We start from the raw sequence: 20,517 nt of genomic DNA, 5'->3' as shown, positions 1-20,517 counted from the left end.
ACTAAAAGCCGCGGGAATAGGGCAGGTGGTAGATAGTTAACGCATCCGCCGTCAGCGGGGGTTGAGCGGAAAGGTTGACAGGCTCCCGGTCGCGCGTGGTTAATCAGCGGGTCTTCATACGCTGTTGCCCCCTCCAATAATTAGTCTGGAGCTTCAGATGTCTGCGCCACACGATCAAGTGTCTACTGTTGTCTCGCAAAACCTGTCCCTCGACGAGCTGACGGGGTTGCTTGAGAAGATCTTCCTGCGTCACGGCACCTCGGCCGGAGTCGCGCGAGTGTTGGCCGAAAACTGTGCCGGCGCCGAACGCGATGGTGCCCACAGCCACGGCGTGTTCCGGATTCCCGGTTATGTGTCGACCCTCAAGAGCGGCTGGGTCAACGGCCAGGCTGTACCGGTGGTCGAGGACGTGGCGTCCGGCTTCGTTCGGGTCGACGCCGGCAATGGCTTTGCCCAGCCCGCCCTGGCGGCCGCTCGCGCCTTGCTGGTGGAAAAGGCTCGCAGCGCCGGTATCGCGGTGCTGGCCATTCGTAATTCGCATCATTTCGCGGCGCTGTGGCCGGACGTCGAGCCGTTCGCCTATGAAGGGCTGGTGGCGTTGAGCGTGGTCAACAGCATGACCTGCGTGGTGCCCCACGGCGCCGATCGGCCGCTGTTCGGCACCAACCCGATTGCCTTCGCGGCGCCTCGGGCCGATGGCGATCCGATTGTTTTCGACCTGGCCACCAGCGCCATTGCCCATGGCGACGTGCAGATCGCCGCGCGCAAGGGCGAGCGCCTGCCGGCGGGCATGGGCGTGGACAGCCTTGGCCAACCGACCCAGGACCCGAAGGCGATCCTCGAAGGCGGCGCGCTGCTGCCGTTTGGCGGGCATAAGGGATCGGCGCTATCAATGATGGTGGAGCTGTTGGCGGCGGCGTTGACCGGCGGCAATTTCTCGTTCGAGTTCGACTGGTCGAACCATGCGGGGGCCAAGACGCCGTGGACCGGGCAGTTGTTGATCGTGATCGACCCGAGCAAATCGGCAGGACAGAGCTTTGCCGAACGCAGTCAGGAACTGGTGCGGCAGATGCACGGAGTGGGGTTGAAACGGTTGCCGGGGGATCGGCGGCATTCTCAGCGGGCCCGGTCCGAGGCGGAAGGGGTTCAGCTTGATGCGCAGACGCTGGCGGATCTGCACAAATTAGCGCAGCCGTAAGCGCATAAACCTGTAGGAGCGAGCTCGCTCGCGATGGTCCTCAACGATGACGCAATCTGTCTGGATGCCAGCGTTGACTGGGCTTACATCGTCGGAACGCCGCCCGGAGCATGCTCGCTCCTACAGGAGACAGGAGGCAGGAAGGATCTGGGGTTACTTACGACCCAGCAACAACCCGACCACCAGACCAAACCCGGCCGAAATAGCCACGGTCTGCCATGGATGACCGCCAATATAGGTCTCGGTGGCCTCTACCGCTGGCAGGGTCCGGTCGCGAACGCTGGTCACCGAATCCCGCGCCTGCTGGAGTTTCTGGGCGATTTGCCCGCGTAGCGTGTCGGCTTCCTCACCGACCAGTGAAGCACTGCTCTTCAGCAGTGTTTCCGACTCTTCGATCAACGCTTGAAGTTCGCTGAATGCCTGATCCTTGATTTGATCTTCGGCGGCTTGTACGCGGGTTTTCCGGGCCATTGGGTAACTCCTTACTGATGAATAGGCAGTGAACAATGGAGTCCGCCACGACGGAAAAAGTTGCAGCGATTTTGCGTGCGGGCTCGATCTTGCAGAAAAATCCAGCGCAGGAGATTTCTTCCTACAGTGTAAGATGTTGCCAATTTACGCAGCAGGTAATTCCCCATGAGCTTCAATCTGGCCGACAAACCCCTTGCAGAGCGCGCGGCGCTGGAAGACGAGAAATCTCGTCTGTTCGAACTGTGGCAGAACAACCTCGGCAAAGCCAAAGGCGAAGCGGCACGGCTGTTCGGCGAGCGCGCCAAGCGCAAAGGCAAATGGGCCGAGTGGGTCCGTGCCGAACTCGACGGCATGTCGCCACCGGAATTCGCCAACATGGTGCGCAGTGAAGTCAATCGATTGATGGCTGCGAAGTAAGGCGCGACATCAGGAGAAACACCGCCGCTCCTGCGCGGCGGTGCGTTTGCCTTATTTGATCACCAGCATCCGATACACCCCGGCCTCGGCCTCGATCCCATGGGTATCATGGGTGAAACCGGGGAAAGACTTGTCGAACGCTTCCAGTGCTTTGAGGTAGGCCAGCAAAGGCCCGTCCGCCGCACCGGCATTTTCCCCCGGCATCAGCAGCGGGATTCCCGGCGGGTAGGGCACGATGCCAGTGGCCGCGACGCGACCGGCCGCTTCCTCCAGGGTCACCCGCTCGATGTCGTTGCGCACCAGTTTTTCGTAGGCCTCCACCGGGCTGAACTCGGCTTTGGGCAGGGTGCCGAAGGCCTGGGACATGTTGTAGGTGGTCTTGTGTTTCTTCATGGCGGCGAAGATTTCGTCGGCCAGGTCCTTGAGCCCCATGCCGGCGTAACGGGTCTGGTTGGCGGCCAGCAGGTCCGGCAGGCACAGCTCCAGTTCAAGGTTGTCGTCATAGTCGCGCTTGAAGTCGAGCAGGGCGTTGACCAGGGTGCCCCATTTGCCCTTGGTAATGCCGATGGAGAACAGGAACAGGATGGTGAAGTCGGTGGTTTTCTCGACCACGATGCCCTGGCGCCCGAGGTAGGCGGTGAGCACGCAGGCCGGAATCCCCGATTCGAGCAAGTTGCCGTCGTCGCCCATGCCGGGGCTGAGCACCGAGACCTTGATCGGGTCGAGCATGCAATAGCCGTCTTCGATATCACCAAAGCCGTGCCATACCTCGTTGGGGTGCAGGACCCAGCAGTTCGGCTCGGATTTGAGCAGCGCAGGGTCAACTTCGTGGAACGGCACCGTGGTATGGCCAACCTGAACGGTGGGCGGCTGCCAGCAGGTGAAGAACCAGTCGTTGTGGCTCGCCATTTCGTTGTGCATGCGCGAAATGACCTGGCGGAACGAGATGGCTTCCTCGATGGATTCGGTGGTGAGGATCTGCCCGCTGGGCGCCTCCATCATCGCCGAGCTGACGTCGCAGGACGCCATGATCGCGTAGTTCGGCGAGGTCGAGGCGTGCATCATGAACGACTCGTTGAAGCGCCCGTGCTCGATGGGGTTGCGGCCGTCGCGCACATGAATCATCGAGGCCTGGGACAGCGCCGCGAGCAACTTGTGCGTGGACTGGGTGGCGAACACCGTGGGTTTGGACGCGTCGTGATCGTCCGGGCTGCCATGCATGGCGTGGCGCCCGCGATACAGCGGGTTGAATCGCGCGTAGCCATACCAGGCTTCGTCAAAGTGCAGGCGGTCGACGCTCTGGCCCAGCAGCTCTTCGACCCGGGTGACGTTGTAGGTCAAGCCGTCGTAGGTGGAGTTGGTGATGATCGCGTGCACCGGCGTCGGGTCAATCCCGTCCCGCACCAACGGGTTATCGGCGATGGCGGCTTTCACGCTCTCGGCACTGAGGGTTTGCGGCAGGATCGGGCCGATGATGCCGAAGCGGTTGCGCGTCGGCACCAGGTAGGTCGGGATCGCGCCGGACAAGGTCATCGCGTGCTCGGCGGACTTGTGACAGTTGCGGTCGCACAGGGCGATCTGGTCACGGGTGACGCTGGCCATCAGGATGACCCGGTTGGACATCGACGAGCCGTTGGTCACGAAGTAGCTGCGATGGGCGCCAAACACCTTCGCCGCATAGCGTTCGCCCTGGCCGATGGGGCCGCTGTGGTCGAGCAGCGAGCCCAGTTCACCCACCGAAATCGACAGGTCGGAGCGCAGCAGGTTTTCGCCGAAAAACTCGTAGAACGCGCGCCCGGCGGTACTTTTCAGAAACGCCGTGCCGCCGGCATGGCCCGGGGTGTGCCAGGAATATTCATAGTTGCGCGAGAATTTCACCAGAGAGCCGAACATCGGCGGCAGCGCGGCCTGACGGTAGCGCTCGATGGCGGCGAGGATCCGCCCACTGAGGAAACGGCTGGTGTCTTCCGGCAGCCAGATGAAGTCATCGGCGTGTTGCATGACCACCAGCGGGATGTTCGAGGCGGTGCTGCGATCGCTGATCAGGAACACCGGCACGCGGGTATTGCGCTCGCGCAGCTTGGTCAGCAGCTTGATGCATTCGCTGTGGTCTTCGCTTTCATCCATTTCCCAACTGAGCAGCACACACTGGACGGCGGGGTCCGAACGCAGGATCGACGTCGCGTCGCTCAGGGACTCGGACGCCAGGACGTGAATGGCGCGGGCCTCCACTTCGTGGATCAGTTGCGTCAGGGCGCGGCCGAAAACGGTGCGTTTGTCCGGTGGGCTGCTGACCAGCAGCGTCAGCATACCGAGTGAGTGTTTATAGTCCGTCATACCCTAATCTCCTGTGCCTGGAATTCAAGATTGTTCACTGGCACCGGTTCGCCAGTGAGGTGCTGCGCGCTGACCGTCTGGGTCGGTACGCTGTTGTTGAGTGCCTCGAGACGAATCAGGCGGTTGTTGACGAAGCCGAACAGGGTGTAGCCGAAGATGGTCGCCACACCACCGAGCATCAGCGCCTGCTCTCCGGAGCTGTACAGCGCCAGGTAGCTGTAGGCTGCGGCGATCAGCGCGATGATATTGGTCGCCAAGGCCTTGCCTTCCGGCACGTTGGAGACCTTCTGCATGGTGATCAGCGCTGCCATGGACAGGATGTACGGCACCAGGTTGGTGACCACCGCCAGGTTCACCAGCGTGTCGAACTGCTTGCTCAGGTTAGGGCTGATGGTGAGCAGCGCCAATGCCGTTTGCGCAGCCAGCAGCACCAGCATGCCGATGATCGGCGTACCGGCCTTGTTGCCCTTGGCGAAGATCGGCAGGAAGTAACCGGTGTCGGCCGAACTCTTGTAGACCTGGGCGATGGTGAACTGCCAGCCCAGCAGCGAGCCTACGCACGCCAGGACCATGGCCGCCATGACGATGTCACCCACCAGCGGCGTGAACATTTTGGCGAATACCAGGCCGAACGGTGCGGTGGAGGCGACCAGCTCTTCGTTGCCGACGATGCCGAAGATCACGTTGGTGGAAACGATGTAGATCACTGCAGCGCCCAGGGTGCCGCCGAGCACCGCAATCGGCACGTTCTTCTCGGGGTTTTCAACCGCGTCAGTGTTGGCGCACGCCGACTCCAGACCCAGGAACGCCCAGAGCGTAATGGCCACCGAAGCGCCGGCGGCTTCGTACCAGGGCTTGTCGTGGGGGTTCCAACCAGCCGCGTAGACGCTGCTGTCGAACCAGAACCAGCCGATGGTCGACACCAGCACGACGGGCGCAATCACCCCCCATACCGTGACAGCGCCAATGCGTCCGGTGATGCGGGCGCCGCCGAAGTTGGCGAACGTGGTGATCCACAACAGCGCGATGGTTGCCAGGCCCACTTGCAGTGAATCCAGCTTTATATTGAACAACACCTGGATATAGCCGACCGCCGTGATACTGATCGCCACGTTGGCGATCAACAGCGACAGGCCATAGGTGTAGTTGGTGATGTAGTTACCGGCCTTGCCGAAGGTGTATTCGGCGTAGCCACCCATGCCACCGGTCTTGCGGCTGAGCATCCCGCAGCGTGCGAAGGCGTAAGCCAGCGCCAGCGAGCCGGTGGCGGTCACCAGCCAGGAAAGGATTGAAATTGCACCGACTTCCGCCAGTTTCGTGGGAAGCAGCACAATGCCTGAGCCCAGCATGTTGACGGCCGTCAACATGGTGAGCTGCCCTACGGTCATTTTCTTAGCGACTGACATTCCGTTGCCTCACGAGTTAACAATCTGGACTGTTAGCTATAGCAAAGGAACAGGATGTCGCAAGGAATCCGGCGATCGATCGTGCTGTCTGGCCCGCGGCATGGATGTCATTGCGGTGGTACGCACAGACCAGGAACACTCTCGTGAGGCCAAACAACGTTAATGTCGACTGACACACCGCCTTCGCGAGCAAGCCCGCTCCCACCTTTGGATCTTCAGCGTTCCAGTAACCACTCTTCGCGAGTGATTTCCCAGAGTTCCCTGGCCATCCGGCCGCCGACAAAATCACCCTGATCGGTACGGATCAAGCGCATGCCGGTCCGCTCGGAGATTTTGCGCGAGCCGGTATTGGCTGCCGCCTTCGGTACTCGCAACAGTGTCCGGCCCAGCGTTTCAAACCAGTATTCGGTCACGGCGGCACTGGCCTCCGTCATCAGACCCAGGCCTCGCCATTGCGGCCCCAGCCAGAAGCCACGGTTGTTGTCCTGCTCATCCATCAGGCTGACGTTGCCGATCAATTGCTCCGGCGCGGACTTCAGGCGAATCGACCAATGCCATTCCTCGCCACGCGCCATCGCCGGCAAGGCGTTGTCGCGCAGGTAGGTCAGCGCGCCATCGGCAGGATATGGCCAGGGCACCAGGGCATTCAGGTACTGCACCACTTCCCAGTGGGGGAATTGTTGCTGGATGGCTTCGGCATCGGCCAATGCCAGGGGACGCAGGATCAGGCGTTCGGTGTACAGCTCGGGGGCGGCTTCCATCGGGGGTACGGCTCCTTGTCGTGGGTTTACCAGGTGCCGGTCGTCGCTCCCGGCAGGCTGAGCTTGCCACTGTCGGTGAAACGCATCGTGCCGAACAAGCCTCCCGCCAGTTTGCCGCGCAGGACATAAGGCAGGTTGTTCAGGGTTTGCGTCTGACTCAGGCCGAGGGTCTGGCGCAGGACCGAGAACGCCGAAACGCTCACAGGCACCGTCAGCACCGTTTCGGAGAAGCGCGCAATCGAGCCCGACTGGTCACTGACGCCGGACGCCAGTGGCTGGCCGTTGACTTCGAGGTCCAGGGCCACGCCGTTGTAGTCGATGGGTGTTTCATTGGGATTCTGTACGCGGATTTTCACCGCGAAACGTACTTCCATGTCCTGGCTTTGCAGCGGTTCAAAGCCGACCACGTTGATGTTCAGCGGGTCGCGATTGGGCAGCAGGGCGCAGGCGCTCAGGGACAATAAAAGGAAGGAAAGGACAACGGCGTGGACACTGCGCATGGACATGCTCTCTTGAAGAAAAGGCCGAACCACCTGGGGCTCGGCCTTGAGCCTGTCTAGCGGTTCAACTGTGCGACAACGGCCGGCGCGGCGGGTTCAGCTTTGGCCGGGACGTCCGGGTTTTCCATCACCTGCAGGATCGAGGCTTCCGGATCGAAATCGTCTTCCTCCAGCTCGATGAATTCTTCGGGCAGGAAGATATTCAGCACGATAGCGCACAACGCGCCGACGGTAATCGGCGATTCGAAGATGTTGTGCAGCGCTTTTGGCAACTCGCGCAGTACCTCCGGCACGGCCGCCACACCGAGGCCCATGCCGATGGAAATCGCCACGATCAGCATGTTGCGCCGATGCAGGCCGGCTTCGGCGAGAATCTTGATCCCGGCCACCGCAACGGTGCCGAACATCACCAGTTCCGCGCCGCCAAGCACCGGTTTCGGCATCAATTGCAGCACCGCGCCGATCATCGGGAACAGCCCCAGCACCACTAGCAGGCCGGCAATGAAAAACGCCACGTAGCGACTGGCCACGCCGGTCAGTTGAATCACGCCGTTGTTCTGCGCGAAGGTGACCATTGGCATGCTGTTGAACACCGCTGCCATGGCTGAATTGAGGCCGTCGGCCAGCAGACCCGACTTGATCCGCCGGATGTAGACCGGGCCTTTGACCGGCTGCCGGGAAATCATCGAGTTGGCCGTCAGGTCGCCGGCCGCTTCCAGTGGCGACACCAGGAAAATCACCGCCACCGGCACAAACGCCACCCAGTCGAAGTTGAACCCGTACTTGAACGGCACCGGCACGCTCATCAGCGGCACGGCGGGCATGCGCGCGAAATCCACCTGGCCCATCAGCCAGGCGACGACATAACCGAGGGTCAAGCCAATCACGATTGCGCCAAGGCGCAGGAACGGCACGTCGACCCGGTTCAATACGACGATGGTGCCCAGCACCAGGGCCGCCAATCCCAAATGACTGGCCGCACCGAGGTCGGTCGCGCCGAAGCCGCCCGCGATGTCGGTCATGGCGACCTTGATCAACGACAACCCCATCAGGGTAATGATCGTCCCGGTCACCACCGGCGTGATCAGCATTCGCAGCTTGCCGATGAACTGGCTCAACACCACTTCAATGAACGCGGCAAAAAAGCACACGCCGAAGATCGTCGAGAGGATTTCATCGGTGCCGCCACCCCGGGCCTTGACCATGAAGCCGGCGCTGAGGATCACGCTGATGAACGAGAAACTGGTGCCTTGCAGGCACAACAGGCCGGAGCCCACGGGGCCGAAGCGTCGTGCCTGCACGAACGTGCCGAGGCCCGAGACGAACAGCGCCATGCTGATCAGGTAGGGGATTTCGCTTTGCAGGCCGAGGGCGCTGCCCATGATCAGGGTCGGGGTGATGATGCCGACGAAACTGGCGAGTACGTGTTGCAGGGCGGCGAACACGGTGGCGGTCAGGTGTGGGCGGTCGTCGAGTCCGTAGATCAGGTCGCTGTGGCGTGGGGCAGGGGCTTTTTCAGAGGCGGTCATGGTGGTTTGCGGGCCGAAGGGCCGGCCGGGGTCAGAAAATGGAGGCGCAGGATGCCAGAAAATTTACCGGCTTACACAATTCCCTGTGGGAGCGGGGGGGGGGGGGGGGGGGGGGGGGGGGGGGGGGGGGCCCCCCCCCCCCCCCCCGCGCCCCCCCCCCCCCCCCCCCCCCCCCCCCCCCCCGCTCCCACATGTGATCTCTGTCAGCCCCACGTCTACGGACCATCACCCGACTCAATGCTTGCGCAACCACTCGATAAACAACGCAAACAGCTCCGACTGCGACCCGACGTTCAGCTTCAGATACAGATTCTTGCGGTGCATGCGCACGGTTTCTGGCGAGATGCTCAACTGGCTGGCGGTGGATTTTACCGAGTGACCTCGCAGCACCATGTGCGCCACTTCGCGCTCGCGTTCGGTCAGCAAGTCTTTGCCGAAGTTCTCGAACGCCAACTGCACCCGATTCTTCAGATCGTCGCGCAGACCCTGGTCGTTATCGCTCTGGATCAGGCTGTCGCGCAGCATTCCCCGCTGACTGAATTCACTGATGAACTCGCGCACCAACGGTTCGACGGCGCGCAACAGATGAAGTTGTTCGACGCTCAGGCATTCACCGCCATACCCTTGAAACAGGCTGACGGAAATCTTCGTGTCGTTGCCGATATCGACGATGTAGTAGCTGTCTTCCGAGCAGCCTGCGTTGAGGTAATAGGTCTTGTAATAGTCACTGTCGAAAAAGCTGTCCGGCGCAATTTCCTCCAGGTGGTAAAAGCCTTGCGCCAACCCTTGCTCCACCGCCAGGCAAAACGGGTCGAGCAAATAGCCGCCGGAAAAATAGCGCTCAAGCAACGAAACCTGGTACTCCTGGGCGATACCACGCTGGTGCAGCAACTGGGGGGCACGATCCTTGCGCTCCAGGCTGATCATCATCGACTCGACCGACACCAGTTGCGCCAACGCTGACGCCAGGTATTGCAAGGCGTCAGACTCCTCGATATGAGCGAATGCCTCGCGCATTCCGCCATGCCATTTGTGCAATGCCCCGAAAGGCATTGCGATCAGCGTATCGTCGTTTGGTTTGCTCATGCCCCGCAGTCTAGCGGGTGCACACGGCCTTGGTAAAAGCCTGAATGGCGAACTCATTGGCCGCCATACTGGCCGCTGGCTTGAAGCTCGGCTGCCACCTCGAGAATGCACACGCGCAAGGTCTCGACAATTTCATCCACCTGGGCGCGCGTCAGGATCAGCGGCGGCGACATGACGTTCAGGTGCATGATCGGCCGCACCAGCAATCCACGAGCCTGCGCACGGGAATGAATGCGCTCGCCGATGTTGATCTCGTCGGCAAACAGCGCCTTGGTGCGCTTGTCGGCGACGAACTCCACGCAGGCCATGAGTTTCTGGCAGCGCACGTCACCCACCAGCGGCAACTCGCTGAGGGTCGCCAGGCGTTCCTCCAGGTACGCGCCCACCTCATCGACATGCGCCAGCAGGTTTTCCCGCTCGATGATCTCGATATTCTTCAGCGCTGCGGTGCAGCACACCGGATGGCCGCTGTAGGTGAAACCGTGGGTAAAGCAGCGGCCCTTGCCCGGCTCGGCGATCACCTTCCAGATTCGGTCAGAAAAGATGCAGGCGCCCAGCGGCAGGTACGCCGAGGTCAGGCCTTTGGCCGTGGTGATGATGTCCGGCTGCACGTCGAACACATCGTGGGAGGCGAAGAACTTGCCCAAGCGGCCGAACGACGTCACCACTTCATCGGCGACGAACAGAATGTCGTAGCGCTGGCAGACTTCCCACATGCGTTTCAGGTAACCCTTGGGCGGAATGATCACGCCGCCGGAGCCCATGATCGGCTCAGCGAAAAAGCCCGCGACCTTGTCCGCGCCGATGGACAGGATCTTGTCTTCGAACTCCTGCACCAGGAACTCGAGGAACTGCGCCTCATCCATGCCATCGGGAGCGCGGTACGGATTGGGGTTGGAAACGTGATGAATGAAGTCGTGGGCGTAATCGAACTCCGGCACCCGGTCGGCGGCCTTGTTGCCGATCGACATGGTCAGTGTGGTCGAGCCGTGATAGGCGTTGAAGCGCGCGATGATGTGCTTCTTGTCGGTTTTGCCGCGGCAGTTCTGATAGTACTGAATCAGCCGGTACGCGGTGTCCACGGCGGTGGAGCCACCGGTGGTCAGGAACACGTGATCGAGGTCCCCCGGTGCCAGGCTGGCGAGCTTTTCGCACAGCTGGATGGCGACGTTGTTGGACATGTCGGAAAACGGGTTCGAGTACGCCAGTTGGCGCACCTGGTCGGCAATCGCCAGGGCCATTTCTTCACGGCCCAGGCCGATGTTCGTGCACCACATGCCACCCACGGCGTCGAGAAAGCGGTTGCCATGCGTGTCGTAGATGTAGGCGCCGTCACCGGCAACGATGTTCAGGGAGCCTTGTTCGGCGTGCTCGTCGAACACGTGGTAGCCGTGCATGTAGTGGGCCTTGTCGGCTTTGACCAGACGGGACTCATCTGCGGCGGACAATATGTTCTTAGTGGGAGTAGCCATACCAAAACCTCAAACCGAAGGGTTGAACGATCAGATGCCGCTTTTTACCGTGCTCCAGACCCGCGTCATGGCGCGCATCTCCTTGGCGTCCTGGGTCTTTTGCGGGAACAGGCGCTCGCGGGTTTGTGCATCGGGGTAAATCGCCGGGTTGTCACGCACGTCGGCGTTCAGTAACGGGGTGGCCGCCGCATTGCTGTTGGCGTAGTTGATGAAATCACTCACGTCGGCCATGACTTGCGGCTGCATCAGGTATTGCAGGAACTTGTGCGCATTGGCGACGTGCGTCGCGTCGGCCGGGATGTACATGTTGTCGAACCAGATCAGCGAGCCTTCCTTGGGGATGAAGTACGCCAGGTTGATCTGCTTCTTGGCTTCTGTGGCACGGGCCATGGCGGTGGCGTAATCGCCGGACCAGGTCATGGCCATGCACACATCACCGTTAGGCAGGCTGGTCAGGTAATTGACCGAGTCGAATTTGCGGATGTACGGCCGCACGGACAGCAGCAACTCCTGGGCGGCTTTCAGGTCCGCCGGCGCGGCGCTCCTTGGATCACGCCCCAAGTACGTCAACGCCATCGGAATGACTTCGGTAGGGGCATCGAGCAGGGTCACGCCGCAGTCGGCGAAGCGCGAGACGATCTTCGGATCGAAGATCATCGCCAGCGAACCGATCGGCGCATCCGGCATGCGTTCCTTGATTTTTTCGACGTTGTAGGTGACGCCATTGCTGCCCCAGGTGTAGGGCGCCGAGTACTGGGTGCCGGGGTCAAACCCCTGCAGATCCTCGAGGATCTGTGGGTCGAGGTTGGTCCAGCCCGGCAACTGCTTTTTATCCAGCGGCTGGAACACCTTGGCCTTGATCAGCGGCGGCGCGAGGGACGCATTCAGCACGATCAGGTCGTAACCGGAATGGCCGGTGAGCAACTTGGCCTGCACCGTTTCATAGGAATCGAAGGTGTCGTAGACGACCTTGATGCCGGTGGCTTTCTGGAAGTCCGAGATGGTTTTTTCGCCGATGTAATCCGCCCAGTTGTAGAGCCGTAGCGTATTGCCGTCGTCCACTTCAGCGGCATGAACGTGGGTAAGCAGGGGAACGAGAAACAGGCTGGAAATCACCGTGAGGGCCTTGCGCATAGCAAATTCACCTTATCAAGCGAGTTCTGCTCTGGATGAGCGGATGTGCCTACTATTGGCGGGTTTCGGGGGTGGCGCCATACCCCGAATGGGTGTGTGGGTTTGGAGCGGGATGCCGCGAATGCCAAAATGAGACGCGCCCCATCAATCAACCTGTACGCGCTCCCTGTAGGAGCCAGCTTGCTGGCGATGGCGTCACAGGCGCCGCGTCCATTCAGGTAACACGCGTAGCGTTGACGACCATCGCTGGCAAGCCAGCGCCTACGGGGGCCGGGTACATCACGCTGAAAGAGAAATGACCGTCAACAAAAAAGGCAGGCAGACGAGATGCGGCTCGTCTGTCCGTCAAAAACGGGAAACCCTCAATACAATTCTTTATGCACGCGGTTCGAGCCTGACAGCTCGGCAACCAACCGTTGCGCGTCTTCCTCGGTGAGCTGGCCGACGGTCATGACTTTCGCGATCAGCGCCTGTTCATTGATCAAAGACACCGCACATAGTCTCAATGACTCAACCGAATAGTCTCTGCCCCACCCTTCTGCTTGATATTTTTACTTGGCAACTGGTCGCAATCCATCAATCCCGCCCCGTTCCCGCGCCATAAATTAACTCCCAGAACCAATTGCCGTGCCGTGCGGCCAGTCACTGTGGAGATCGCCTCATGCAAAATTTCCAAACACGCAAACAGCAGAGCCCCGTAGAGGGCTGGGACCAGCAGGACCCGGAAGAAGCCTTCACCCTGCCCTCGCGCTATTTCTACGACGAGAGCCTGTTCAAGGCCGAGCGCGACAATATTTTCATGCATGCCTGGCACGTGGCCGGGCATGTCAGTGAGTTCGCCGAGCCGGGTCAGTACGTGGTCACGGACCTGTTCGACCAGAGCGTGGTGGTGGCGAGGAATCGGCAGGGGCAGATCCATGCGTTCCACAACGTTTGCCAGCATCGCGGCAATCGCTTGCTTGAAGAGCGGCGCGGCACCACGGGCGGCGTGGTGCGCTGCGCCTATCACTCGTGGTGCTACGAGATGGACGGCAGCCTGCGCAGTGCGCCCCGTTGCGAGAAGATGAAGAATTTCGAGTTGCAGCAATTCAATATTCCGCAGGTCCGTACCGAGGAGCTGGGCGGCTTCATTTATTTCAACCTCGACCCCGCCGCGCCGTCGCTGCGCGATCTGTTCCCCGGTGCCGACGAGGAGATGCGCCGGGTGTTTCCGGACCTGGAGAACATGCGCCTGATCGAGGAACAGGACGTGATCGTGCCGGCCAACTGGAAGGTGATCATGGACAACTCCATCGAGGGTTATCACTTCAAGCTGTCCGGGCCGTGCCATATCGACCTGGCCCGGTTGATCGATTTCAAGGGCTATCAACTGACCAAACGCGACAACTGGTGGACCTACATCGCCCCCGCCAACCTCACGGTGACCGAGGCGTACGGGGTGCCGCTGAAAAGCCAACTGAACCCCGACGAGTGTTTTTTCAACATCGGCATGTGGCCGAACAACACCTTCTACACCTTCCCGTTCTCCGAGTTTCTCGGCTCGTTCATCATGATTCCGCTGGACGCCGAGCGCTCGCTGTTGCGCTTCGGCTACTACTCGAATAACGCCGAGACTGCGGCGGTCAGCCGATCCTGCATGAAGTGGATGAACGAGGATTTGGGACCGGAAGACATCGCGCTGAACATCTCGGTGCAGAAAGGCCTGCACTCACTCGGCTACAACCAGGGCCGCTACATGATCGATGCCCAGCGCAGTAATGAGAGTGAGCATTTGGTGCATCACTTTCATCGGTTGGTGTTCAACGGGATTCATGGTGCGTCGGGTGCCTGAATCAGCCGATCAACGCGGTCAATTGTGGGAGCGGGCTTGCTCGCGAAAAGGGAATGTCAGCCGGCTTGTCTGTTGCCTGACACACCGCTTTCGCGGGCAAGCTCGCCGCCACAGGAACCGTGTCGTGACTGAATGATCCGTTCTTTATGGAGCACCACAAACCATGACCGATCATGAGTTTGACTACCTGATTGTGGGCGCAGGGTCGGCCGGCTGCGTCCTGGCCAACCGTCTGGGCGAAGACCCGACCGTGCGGATTCTGCTGCTCGAAGCGGGCCCGGCGGACAAGAGCTGGACCATCGACATGCCCTCCGCAGTGGGCATCGTGGTCGGCGGCACGCGCTACAACTGGAGCTACACCTCCGAGCCGGAACCGTATCTGGACGGTCGCCGGATCGGCACGCCGCGAGGCCGGACGCTGGGCGGGTCGTCGTCGATCAACGGCATGGTCTATATCCGCGGTCATGCCCGGGACTACGACGGCTGGGCCGACCAAGGCTGCGACGGCTGGAGCTATCCCGAGGTGCTGCCGTACTTTCAGCGCGCGCAAACCCATGCCGACGGCGCAGACGATTACCGCGGGGCGAAGGGGCATTTGCACGTGACGCCGGGCGATGTGCGCACGCCGCTGTGCGCAGCTTTTCTCGCGGCGGGCGTCGAGGCTGGCTATGGTTTGAGCGACGACTTGAATGGCTATCGTCAGGAAGCGTTCGGCCCGGTGGATCGCACGACGCGCAATGGGCGCCGCTGGAGCACGTCACGGGGTTACCTGAGCGAGGCGCTGGCGCGGGGCAATGTCCGCGTCACCACGGATGCATTGGCGTTGCGCATTCTGTTCGACGGTCAGCGCGCGGTGGGCATCGAGTATGAACAGAGCGGCGTGATCCACCAGGCCCATGCCCGACGCGAAGTGTTACTGACCGCCGGGGCGATCAACTCGCCGCAGCTATTGTTGCTCTCGGGCATCGGTCCGGCAGCCGAGTTACGCGACCTCGGCATCGAAGTGAAACATGACCTGCCCGGCGTCGGCCGCCGCCTCAACGATCACCCGGACACCGTCGTGCAGTACCTGTGCAAACAGCCGGTGTCGCTCTATCCATGGACCACCGCGCCGGGCAAATGGTGGATCGGCGCGCGCTGGTTCGCCACCCACGATGGACTGGCCGCGAGCAACCATTTCGAAGCCGGTGCGTTCATTCGCTCCCGTGCCGGGGTCGAACATCCGGACTTGCAGCTGACCTTCATGCCGCTGGCGGTGAAACCCGGCAGCGTCGATCTGGTGCCGGGCCATGCGTTCCAGATCCACATCGACCTGATGCGCCCCACCAGCCTGGGCAGCGTGACCCTGACCAGCGCCGACCCTCGACAGCCACCGCGCATCCTGTTCAATTACCTGAAAACCGAGCAGGATCGAGCCGACATGCGCGCGGGTGCGCGACTGGTGCGCGAGATCATCCGGCAACCGGCGATGAAAGCGTTCAAGGGTGAAGAACGGGTCCCCGGCCCCCACGCGCAAAGCGACCAGGCGCTGGATGCCTGGGCCAGACAGGTCACGGAAACCGGCTACCATGCCAGTGGTACCTGCAAGATGGGGCCGGCGGGTGATCCGGAAGCGGTGGTCGATCCACGACTGCGCGTGCACGGCCTCGACGGCTTGCGGGTGGTAGACGCATCGATCATGCCGGTGATCGTCAGTGGCAACACCAATGCGCCGACGGTGATGATCGCGGAAAAGGCCAGCGACATGATTCGTGGCCTGCAACCACTGCCCGCCAGCGATGCGCCGGTGTGGATTCATCCACAGTGGCAGACACGTCAACGATAGAGATGAACCATGAGTGATCAATCGCCTGACAGCGCAGCGCCGTTCGATCCGCACTTCACCTGGCGGCGAGGCGATGTCGCGCCGTTGCGGGTGGCGGTGCTGTTGCTGCCGTCGTTTTCCAACTTTGGCCTGGCGGCGGTGCTGGAACCCTTGGCGATTGCCAATTGGTTGAGCCAGCGCCCGTTGTTCCAATGGTCGCTGTTATCCCTGGACGGCGAACCGGTGCAGGCCAGCAATGGCCTGACCACCGTGGCCAACGACGGCCTGCGCGCCGATCAGGGTTTCGATGTGTGCCTGGTGATCGCCAGTTTCGATGTGCACAAACACAGCCGCAACCTGGCGCTGAAGAGCTGGCTGCGCAAACAGGCATTGTTTGGCGCGGTGTTGGCGGGCGTGGAAACCGGTACTGAACTGCTCGCTGCCGCGGGCGTGCTCGATGGCTACGAAGCGGCGGTGCACTGGGACAATCTCCAGGGCTTTCAGGAAAGCTATCCGCGGGTCCACGCCAAGCCGCAACTCTATACGCTGGAGCGTCAGCGCATGACCTGCGCCGGCGCCACCACCACGCTGGACATGCTGTTGGGCTGGATCGGCCAGAGCGTCGACAGTGAACTGGCGCGGGAAATCGGCATGCATTTGTTGATGGGCCACGTTCGTGCGCCGGCGGACAACCAACTCGACGGCGGCCTGAACAACACCGGCATGTTCGGCAACAAGATTCGCCGTGCGGTGCAACTGATGGAAAAAGCCCTGGAGGAACCGCTGGATTGCGAGGCGATCGCCAGTCAGGTCGGCCTGTCGCGACGGCAACTGGAGCGGCAATTCAAGCATCAGACCGGTTTGTCGCCACTCAAGTACTACATCACCCTGCGACTGGCCAAGGCCCACAGCTTGCTGCAACAGACGCGCCTGAGCGTGGCGCAAGTGGCCGCGTGTTCAGGCTTTGGTTCGCTCGAGCATTTTTCCCGCACCTACCGCGCCCGCTTCGGCTGCCCACCCAGCGAAGACCGCAGCCAGGTCTGGACCGCCCCGGTGATGCGCCAGCCGCTGCGCAAGGAGCACCGGCCGGCCGAGGCGGATTGATTTCACAGGCGATAGCCCGGCTCCTGCTCATCGAGCATGCCCAGCAACGCGTTGAAATGCTTGTCGGCGAAACCCGGATAGTCGAGCCATTGCCGGCAAGTCTTACGGGCGATGTCATTACTGGCGACGCGCAATTCGCGGCCGGTGGACAGCGCGGTGATGTAGGTTTCGCAGGCACGCTCAAAGTAATACAGATCATCAAAAGCCTGGGCGATGCTCGGCGCCGCGACCAGCACGCCGTGATTGCCCATCAGCAGAATCGGCTTGTCCCCCAGCAAGTGGCTGACCCGCTCGGCCTCGTCGCCCAAACCCATGCCGTCAAAGCCGTTGTCGATCACCACCCGCTCGAAGAAACGCATGGCGTTCTGCTCGATCGGCGGCAGCCGCGAGTCCGCCAGGCAGGCCAGCGCCGTCGCATATTTCGAATGGGTGTGGAGGATGCAGCGCGCCTGCGGTTGATTGCGATGCAAGGCACTGTGCAGCGCCCAGGCAGTGATGTCCGGCGCGTCCGGGCGATCCAGGCTGGCGGGGTCATCGGCATTCACCAGCAACAGGTCGCTGGCCTTGAGGGTGGAGAAATGCTTGCCATACGGATTGATCAAAAACTCCCGACCGTCCCCCGACACCGCCACGCTGAAATGATTGGCGATGGACTCGTGCAGGTTCAGGCGCGCGGCCCAGCGAAAGGCGCAGGCCAGGCGGATTCTCAGTTGTTCGACAGCGTCTTTCATCGCTTCCCCTCTCGGCTCGTGTTGACGGTTGCCTGCCAGTGTAGAGAGGCGTCGGCCGCGCACTTGACGGGAAACGACATCGCTTGCCGTTATTTCGCGGGCCAGCCACCGTGGAAAAACGGCGTGGTTATGCCGCGTTTGATCAAGAGTCACCCTGGCTGCCCCGCCATAGTGAGCGCCACGACTCACTTGGCTGGAGACGCAGATGCAGAAGATTCCGTTGTACATCGCGGGCAAATGGTTGGCGCCGCAACTGGCGCGTTACCGTGAGGTGATCAATCCGGCGACCGAAGAAGTGCTGACGCATGTTGCGGTGGCCGGAGCTGTCGATGCGCAACTGGCGATTGGCGCCGCGCGGGAGGCGTTCGATAACGGACCGTGGCCGACGATGGCGGTCACCGAACGGGCGCAACTGCTGCAACGGATCGCCGATCTGATTGAACTGGACGCCGAACACCTCGCCCGCCTGGAAACGCTGAACGCCGGGAAAACCCTCGGTGAAAGCCTCGGCGACATCGGCAATGTGATCGCAACCTTTCGGTATTACGCCGCGCTGCTGGAAACCGAAAGCGCCAGCGTCAACAGCCACGCGCCGGCCCACGTGATCAGCTTCAATCAGCGTGAACCGGTGGGCGTCTGTGCCTTGATCGCGCCGTGGAATTACCCGCTGCTGCAAGCCGTGTGGAAGATCGCCCCGGCCCTGGCCGCCGGCAACACCGTGGTATTCAAACCAAGCAGCCTGACGCCGATGACCGCGCATCGCCTGACGGAACTGTTGGCGCAGGCGGGTTTGCCAGACGGTGTGTTCAACTTGCTCTGCGGTCCGGGCGACGTCGGTGAAGTGCTGGCGGCCAGTCATGAAGTGGACCTGGTGTCGCTGACCGGTGGCGCCGGTGCGGGCGGCAAAGTGATGCGCGCGGCCAGCGGCAATTTCAAACGCGTGGCACTGGAACTGGGCGGTAAAAATCCGAACATCGTGTTCGCCGATGCCGACTTCGAGGTGGCGCTGGATCAGGCGCTGAACGCGGTGTTTTTCAATGCCGGGCAAATCTGTTCCGCCGGCTCCCGGTTGCTGGTCGAGGACGGGATTCACGACCGATTCGTCGAGGCGTTGCAGCAGCGGGTGTTGAATATTCGCCTCGGTGACGGCCTCGATCCGCTGACGCAAATGGGTCCGCTGATTTCTGCCAGTCAACGCGACCAGATCCTCACGATGATCGCCGGTGCCGTTGAACAAGGCGCGACCCTGCTGGCCGGCGGGACGATCCCCGAACAGTTCGATCGCGGCTTCTGGTTGCGCCCGACCTTGCTGGGCAACGTCACCGCCGCCATGCGCATCGCCCGGGAGGAAATCTTCGGTCCGGTGATCACCGTCGAGCGTTTCAGCGGTGAAGCCCAGGCGCTGCAACTGGCCAACGACACGCCGTACGGCCTGGCCGCCGGCGTCTGGACCCGAGACATCGGCAAGGCCTATCGCATGGCCAAGCGCCTGCGGGTCGGCACCCTGTGGATCAACGATTACAACGCCGCGTTCCCGCAGGCGCCGTGGGGTGGCTACAAGTCCAGCGGAATCGGTCGCGAGCTGTCCCGGGCCGGGCTGGATGAGTTCACCGAGCTCAAGCATATCTACCTCAACACCGAACCGGCGGCGCTGAACTGGTTCGGTGTCGATTAGCCGCGGCGGGATCAATGCGTTAACGCAGGTTTTTGTTTTACCCATAACAACAAGATCGCAACACCCAAAACCGCTGCCAACGTTGTCCTTCGAGGAGTTGACCCATGAAAGCCTTGCTCTTGCTCGCATCCCTCAGCCTGCCGCTTCTCGCCCAGGCAGCGGAACCGGAATCCTGCGCCACGGTGCGTTTTTCCGACGTTGGCTGGACCGACATCACCGTGACCACCGCCGTCGCCAGCGAAGTGCTGGAATCCCTCGGCTACAAAACCAAAACCACCCTGCTGTCGATTCCCGTGACCTACCGCGCGCTGTCCTCGGGTAAAGAGCTGGACGTGTTCCTCGGCAACTGGATGCCCACCACCGAGAACGACATCAAGCCATACCGCGACGCCGGAACCGTGGAAACCGTGCGGGCCAATCTGCACGGCGCCAAATACACCCTGGCCGTACCCGATTACGTGTATGACGCCGGGCTGCACGACTTCGCCGACATCGCCAAATTCAAGGACAAGCTCCACGGCCAGCTCTACGGCATCGAACCGGGCAACGACGGCAACCGGCTGATCCAGAGCATGATCGACAAGGACGCTTTTGGCCTGAAGGATTTCAAGATCGTCGAATCCAGCGAAGCAGCCATGCTCTCGCAACTCAAACGCGCCACCCGCAAGAATGAATGGATGGTGTTCCTCGGCTGGGAACCGCACCCGATGAACACCCGCAACAAGATGAAGTACCTCAGCGGCGGCGACGACTACTTCGGCGCCAATTTCGGCCAGGCGACCGTCTACACCAACGTGCGCAAGGACTACCTGAAGGAATGCAGCAATGTCGGCCAATTGCTGCAGAACATGGAATTCACCCTGGCCATGGAAAACCAGCTGATGGATGCCGTGTTGAACCAGAACCAGAAACCGCGCGCGGCGGCGAAAGCGTGGTTGAAGGCAAATCCGCAGGTGTTGGAAGCGTGGTTGGCGGGGGTGAGCAGTCGGGATGGGAAAGAGGGGGTGCAGGTCGCGAATGCGAAGTTCGCGAGCCAATAACCCGCTTCCTTTGTAAGAGCG

18 protein-coding genes are annotated in these 20,517 nt (G+C 61.5%); 7 read left to right on the top strand and 11 right to left on the bottom strand.

The window, feature by feature from the left end; all coding sequences use genetic code 11:
• The first annotated feature begins 157 nt into the window (after nt 1-157).
• Nucleotides 158-1,198, top strand: a complete 1,041-nt coding sequence (locus NTD84_RS19235; RefSeq protein ID WP_262168593.1) for an Ldh family oxidoreductase — start codon at nt 158-160, stop codon at nt 1,196-1,198.
• A 153-nt stretch (nt 1,199-1,351) separates the two neighbouring features.
• On the opposite strand, the gene NTD84_RS19230 is transcribed toward NTD84_RS19235, so the two are convergent.
• Entirely contained in the window at nt 1,352-1,669 is a 318-nt protein-coding gene (locus NTD84_RS19230; protein WP_262168590.1) for a YqjD family protein, read from the bottom strand.
• A 165-nt stretch (nt 1,670-1,834) separates the two neighbouring features.
• Between NTD84_RS19230 and NTD84_RS19225 the strand changes: the two genes are divergently transcribed.
• Entirely contained in the window at nt 1,835-2,086 is a 252-nt protein-coding gene (locus NTD84_RS19225) for a hypothetical protein (RefSeq protein ID WP_007983592.1), read from the top strand.
• 51 nt (nt 2,087-2,137) lie between these two features.
• On the opposite strand, the gene NTD84_RS19220 is transcribed toward NTD84_RS19225, so the two are convergent.
• From NTD84_RS19220 to NTD84_RS19180, 9 genes are all read right to left on the bottom strand, one after another.
• Nucleotides 2,138-4,423, bottom strand: a complete 2,286-nt coding sequence (locus NTD84_RS19220; RefSeq protein WP_262168585.1) for an Orn/Lys/Arg decarboxylase N-terminal domain-containing protein — start codon at nt 4,421-4,423, stop codon at nt 2,138-2,140.
• Nucleotides 4,420-5,829, bottom strand: coding sequence for a putrescine-ornithine antiporter (gene potE, locus NTD84_RS19215; protein WP_262168583.1), 1,410 nt, complete (start codon nt 5,827-5,829; stop codon nt 4,420-4,422). Before potE ends, NTD84_RS19220 begins: the two co-directional genes overlap by 4 nt.
• Nucleotides 5,830-6,044: 215 nt before the next feature.
• On the bottom strand, nt 6,045-6,590 hold the full coding sequence (locus tag NTD84_RS19210; protein ID WP_262168581.1) for a GNAT family N-acetyltransferase: 546 nt from the start codon (nt 6,588-6,590) through the stop codon (nt 6,045-6,047).
• 26 nt (nt 6,591-6,616) lie between these two features.
• Nucleotides 6,617-7,090, bottom strand: a complete 474-nt coding sequence (locus NTD84_RS19205; protein ID WP_262168579.1) for an LEA type 2 family protein — start codon at nt 7,088-7,090, stop codon at nt 6,617-6,619.
• A gap of 56 nt (nt 7,091-7,146) precedes the next feature.
• Complete coding sequence (locus NTD84_RS19200; RefSeq protein ID WP_262168577.1) at nt 7,147-8,619, bottom strand: nucleobase:cation symporter-2 family protein; 1,473 nt, start codon at nt 8,617-8,619, stop codon at nt 7,147-7,149.
• A gap of 234 nt (nt 8,620-8,853) precedes the next feature.
• Complete coding sequence (locus NTD84_RS19195; protein WP_262168575.1) at nt 8,854-9,762, bottom strand: helix-turn-helix domain-containing protein; 909 nt, start codon at nt 9,760-9,762, stop codon at nt 8,854-8,856.
• Nucleotides 9,759-11,177, bottom strand: a complete 1,419-nt coding sequence (locus tag NTD84_RS19190; RefSeq protein WP_262168572.1) for an aminotransferase — start codon at nt 11,175-11,177, stop codon at nt 9,759-9,761. Before NTD84_RS19190 ends, NTD84_RS19195 begins: the two co-directional genes overlap by 4 nt.
• A 30-nt stretch (nt 11,178-11,207) precedes the next feature.
• Nucleotides 11,208-12,311 carry a polyamine ABC transporter substrate-binding protein gene (locus tag NTD84_RS19185; protein ID WP_262168570.1) on the bottom strand — a complete coding sequence of 368 codons (1,104 nt, stop codon included), beginning with the start codon at nt 12,309-12,311 and terminating at the stop codon, nt 11,208-11,210.
• Between the two features lie 362 nt (nt 12,312-12,673).
• Complete coding sequence (locus NTD84_RS19180; protein WP_262168567.1) at nt 12,674-12,802, bottom strand: hypothetical protein; 129 nt, start codon at nt 12,800-12,802, stop codon at nt 12,674-12,676.
• Nucleotides 12,803-12,972: 170 nt separating this feature from the next.
• Between NTD84_RS19180 and NTD84_RS19175 the strand changes: the two genes are divergently transcribed.
• The 3 genes from NTD84_RS19175 (at nt 12,973) to NTD84_RS19165 (ending at nt 17,050) form a co-directional block, all read left to right on the top strand.
• Entirely contained in the window at nt 12,973-14,142 is a 1,170-nt protein-coding gene (locus tag NTD84_RS19175; protein ID WP_262168564.1) for an aromatic ring-hydroxylating oxygenase subunit alpha, read from the top strand.
• Between the two features lie 163 nt (nt 14,143-14,305).
• Nucleotides 14,306-15,967 (top strand): choline dehydrogenase, encoded by a 1,662-nt coding sequence (locus NTD84_RS19170; protein ID WP_262168561.1) that lies wholly within the window; start codon nt 14,306-14,308, stop codon nt 15,965-15,967.
• A 9-nt stretch (nt 15,968-15,976) separates the two neighbouring features.
• Nucleotides 15,977-17,050: a GlxA family transcriptional regulator gene (locus NTD84_RS19165; RefSeq protein WP_262168559.1), complete on the top strand. Its 1,074-nt coding sequence runs from the start codon at nt 15,977-15,979 to the stop codon at nt 17,048-17,050.
• A 2-nt stretch (nt 17,051-17,052) separates the two neighbouring features.
• Here NTD84_RS19165 and NTD84_RS19160 read toward each other — a convergent pair whose 3' ends face one another.
• Entirely contained in the window at nt 17,053-17,781 is a 729-nt protein-coding gene (locus NTD84_RS19160; RefSeq protein WP_262168556.1) for a class II aldolase and adducin N-terminal domain-containing protein, read from the bottom strand.
• 205 nt (nt 17,782-17,986) lie between these two features.
• On the opposite strand from NTD84_RS19160, the gene NTD84_RS19155 reads away from it, so the two are divergent.
• Entirely contained in the window at nt 17,987-19,456 is a 1,470-nt protein-coding gene (locus NTD84_RS19155) for an aldehyde dehydrogenase family protein (protein WP_262168554.1), read from the top strand.
• Between the two features lie 104 nt (nt 19,457-19,560).
• The gene (locus NTD84_RS19150) at nt 19,561-20,496 is read left to right on the top strand and encodes a choline ABC transporter substrate-binding protein (protein WP_262168551.1); all 936 of its coding nucleotides are present in this window, start codon (nt 19,561-19,563) and stop codon (nt 20,494-20,496) included.
• The last annotated feature ends 21 nt before the right edge of the window (nt 20,497-20,517 follow it).

The organism is Pseudomonas sp. 14P_8.1_Bac3, from assembly GCF_025466085.1.
Classification (GTDB): Bacteria; Pseudomonadota; Gammaproteobacteria; order Pseudomonadales; family Pseudomonadaceae; genus Aquipseudomonas.
Note: the sequence above shows the minus strand (reverse complement) of the source record. Positions and strands in the feature narration are given on the sequence as shown.

Coding starts and splice junctions, on each gene's coding strand:
- NTD84_RS19225 (WP_007983592.1), top strand. CDS start 1,835: ATGAGCTTCAATCTGGCCGACAAACCCCTTGCAGAGCGCGCGGCGCTG.
- NTD84_RS19230 (WP_262168590.1), bottom strand. CDS start 1,669: ATGGCCCGGAAAACCCGCGTACAAGCCGCCGAAGATCAAATCAAGGAT.
- NTD84_RS19190 (WP_262168572.1), bottom strand. CDS start 11,177: ATGGCTACTCCCACTAAGAACATATTGTCCGCCGCAGATGAGTCCCGT.
- NTD84_RS19200 (WP_262168577.1), bottom strand. CDS start 8,619: ATGACCGCCTCTGAAAAAGCCCCTGCCCCACGCCACAGCGACCTGATC.
- NTD84_RS19175 (WP_262168564.1), top strand. CDS start 12,973: ATGCAAAATTTCCAAACACGCAAACAGCAGAGCCCCGTAGAGGGCTGG.
- NTD84_RS19220 (WP_262168585.1), bottom strand. CDS start 4,423: ATGACGGACTATAAACACTCACTCGGTATGCTGACGCTGCTGGTCAGC.
- NTD84_RS19155 (WP_262168554.1), top strand. CDS start 17,987: ATGCAGAAGATTCCGTTGTACATCGCGGGCAAATGGTTGGCGCCGCAA.
- NTD84_RS19235 (WP_262168593.1), top strand. CDS start 158: ATGTCTGCGCCACACGATCAAGTGTCTACTGTTGTCTCGCAAAACCTG.
- NTD84_RS19160 (WP_262168556.1), bottom strand. CDS start 17,781: ATGAAAGACGCTGTCGAACAACTGAGAATCCGCCTGGCCTGCGCCTTT.
- NTD84_RS19150 (WP_262168551.1), top strand. CDS start 19,561: ATGAAAGCCTTGCTCTTGCTCGCATCCCTCAGCCTGCCGCTTCTCGCC.
- NTD84_RS19195 (WP_262168575.1), bottom strand. CDS start 9,762: ATGAGTTCGCCATTCAGGCTTTTACCAAGGCCGTGTGCACCCGCTAGA.
- NTD84_RS19170 (WP_262168561.1), top strand. CDS start 14,306: ATGACCGATCATGAGTTTGACTACCTGATTGTGGGCGCAGGGTCGGCC.
- NTD84_RS19185 (WP_262168570.1), bottom strand. CDS start 12,311: ATGCGCAAGGCCCTCACGGTGATTTCCAGCCTGTTTCTCGTTCCCCTG.
- NTD84_RS19210 (WP_262168581.1), bottom strand. CDS start 6,590: ATGGAAGCCGCCCCCGAGCTGTACACCGAACGCCTGATCCTGCGTCCC.
- NTD84_RS19205 (WP_262168579.1), bottom strand. CDS start 7,090: ATGCGCAGTGTCCACGCCGTTGTCCTTTCCTTCCTTTTATTGTCCCTG.
- NTD84_RS19165 (WP_262168559.1), top strand. CDS start 15,977: ATGAGTGATCAATCGCCTGACAGCGCAGCGCCGTTCGATCCGCACTTC.
- potE (WP_262168583.1), bottom strand. CDS start 5,829: ATGTCAGTCGCTAAGAAAATGACCGTAGGGCAGCTCACCATGTTGACG.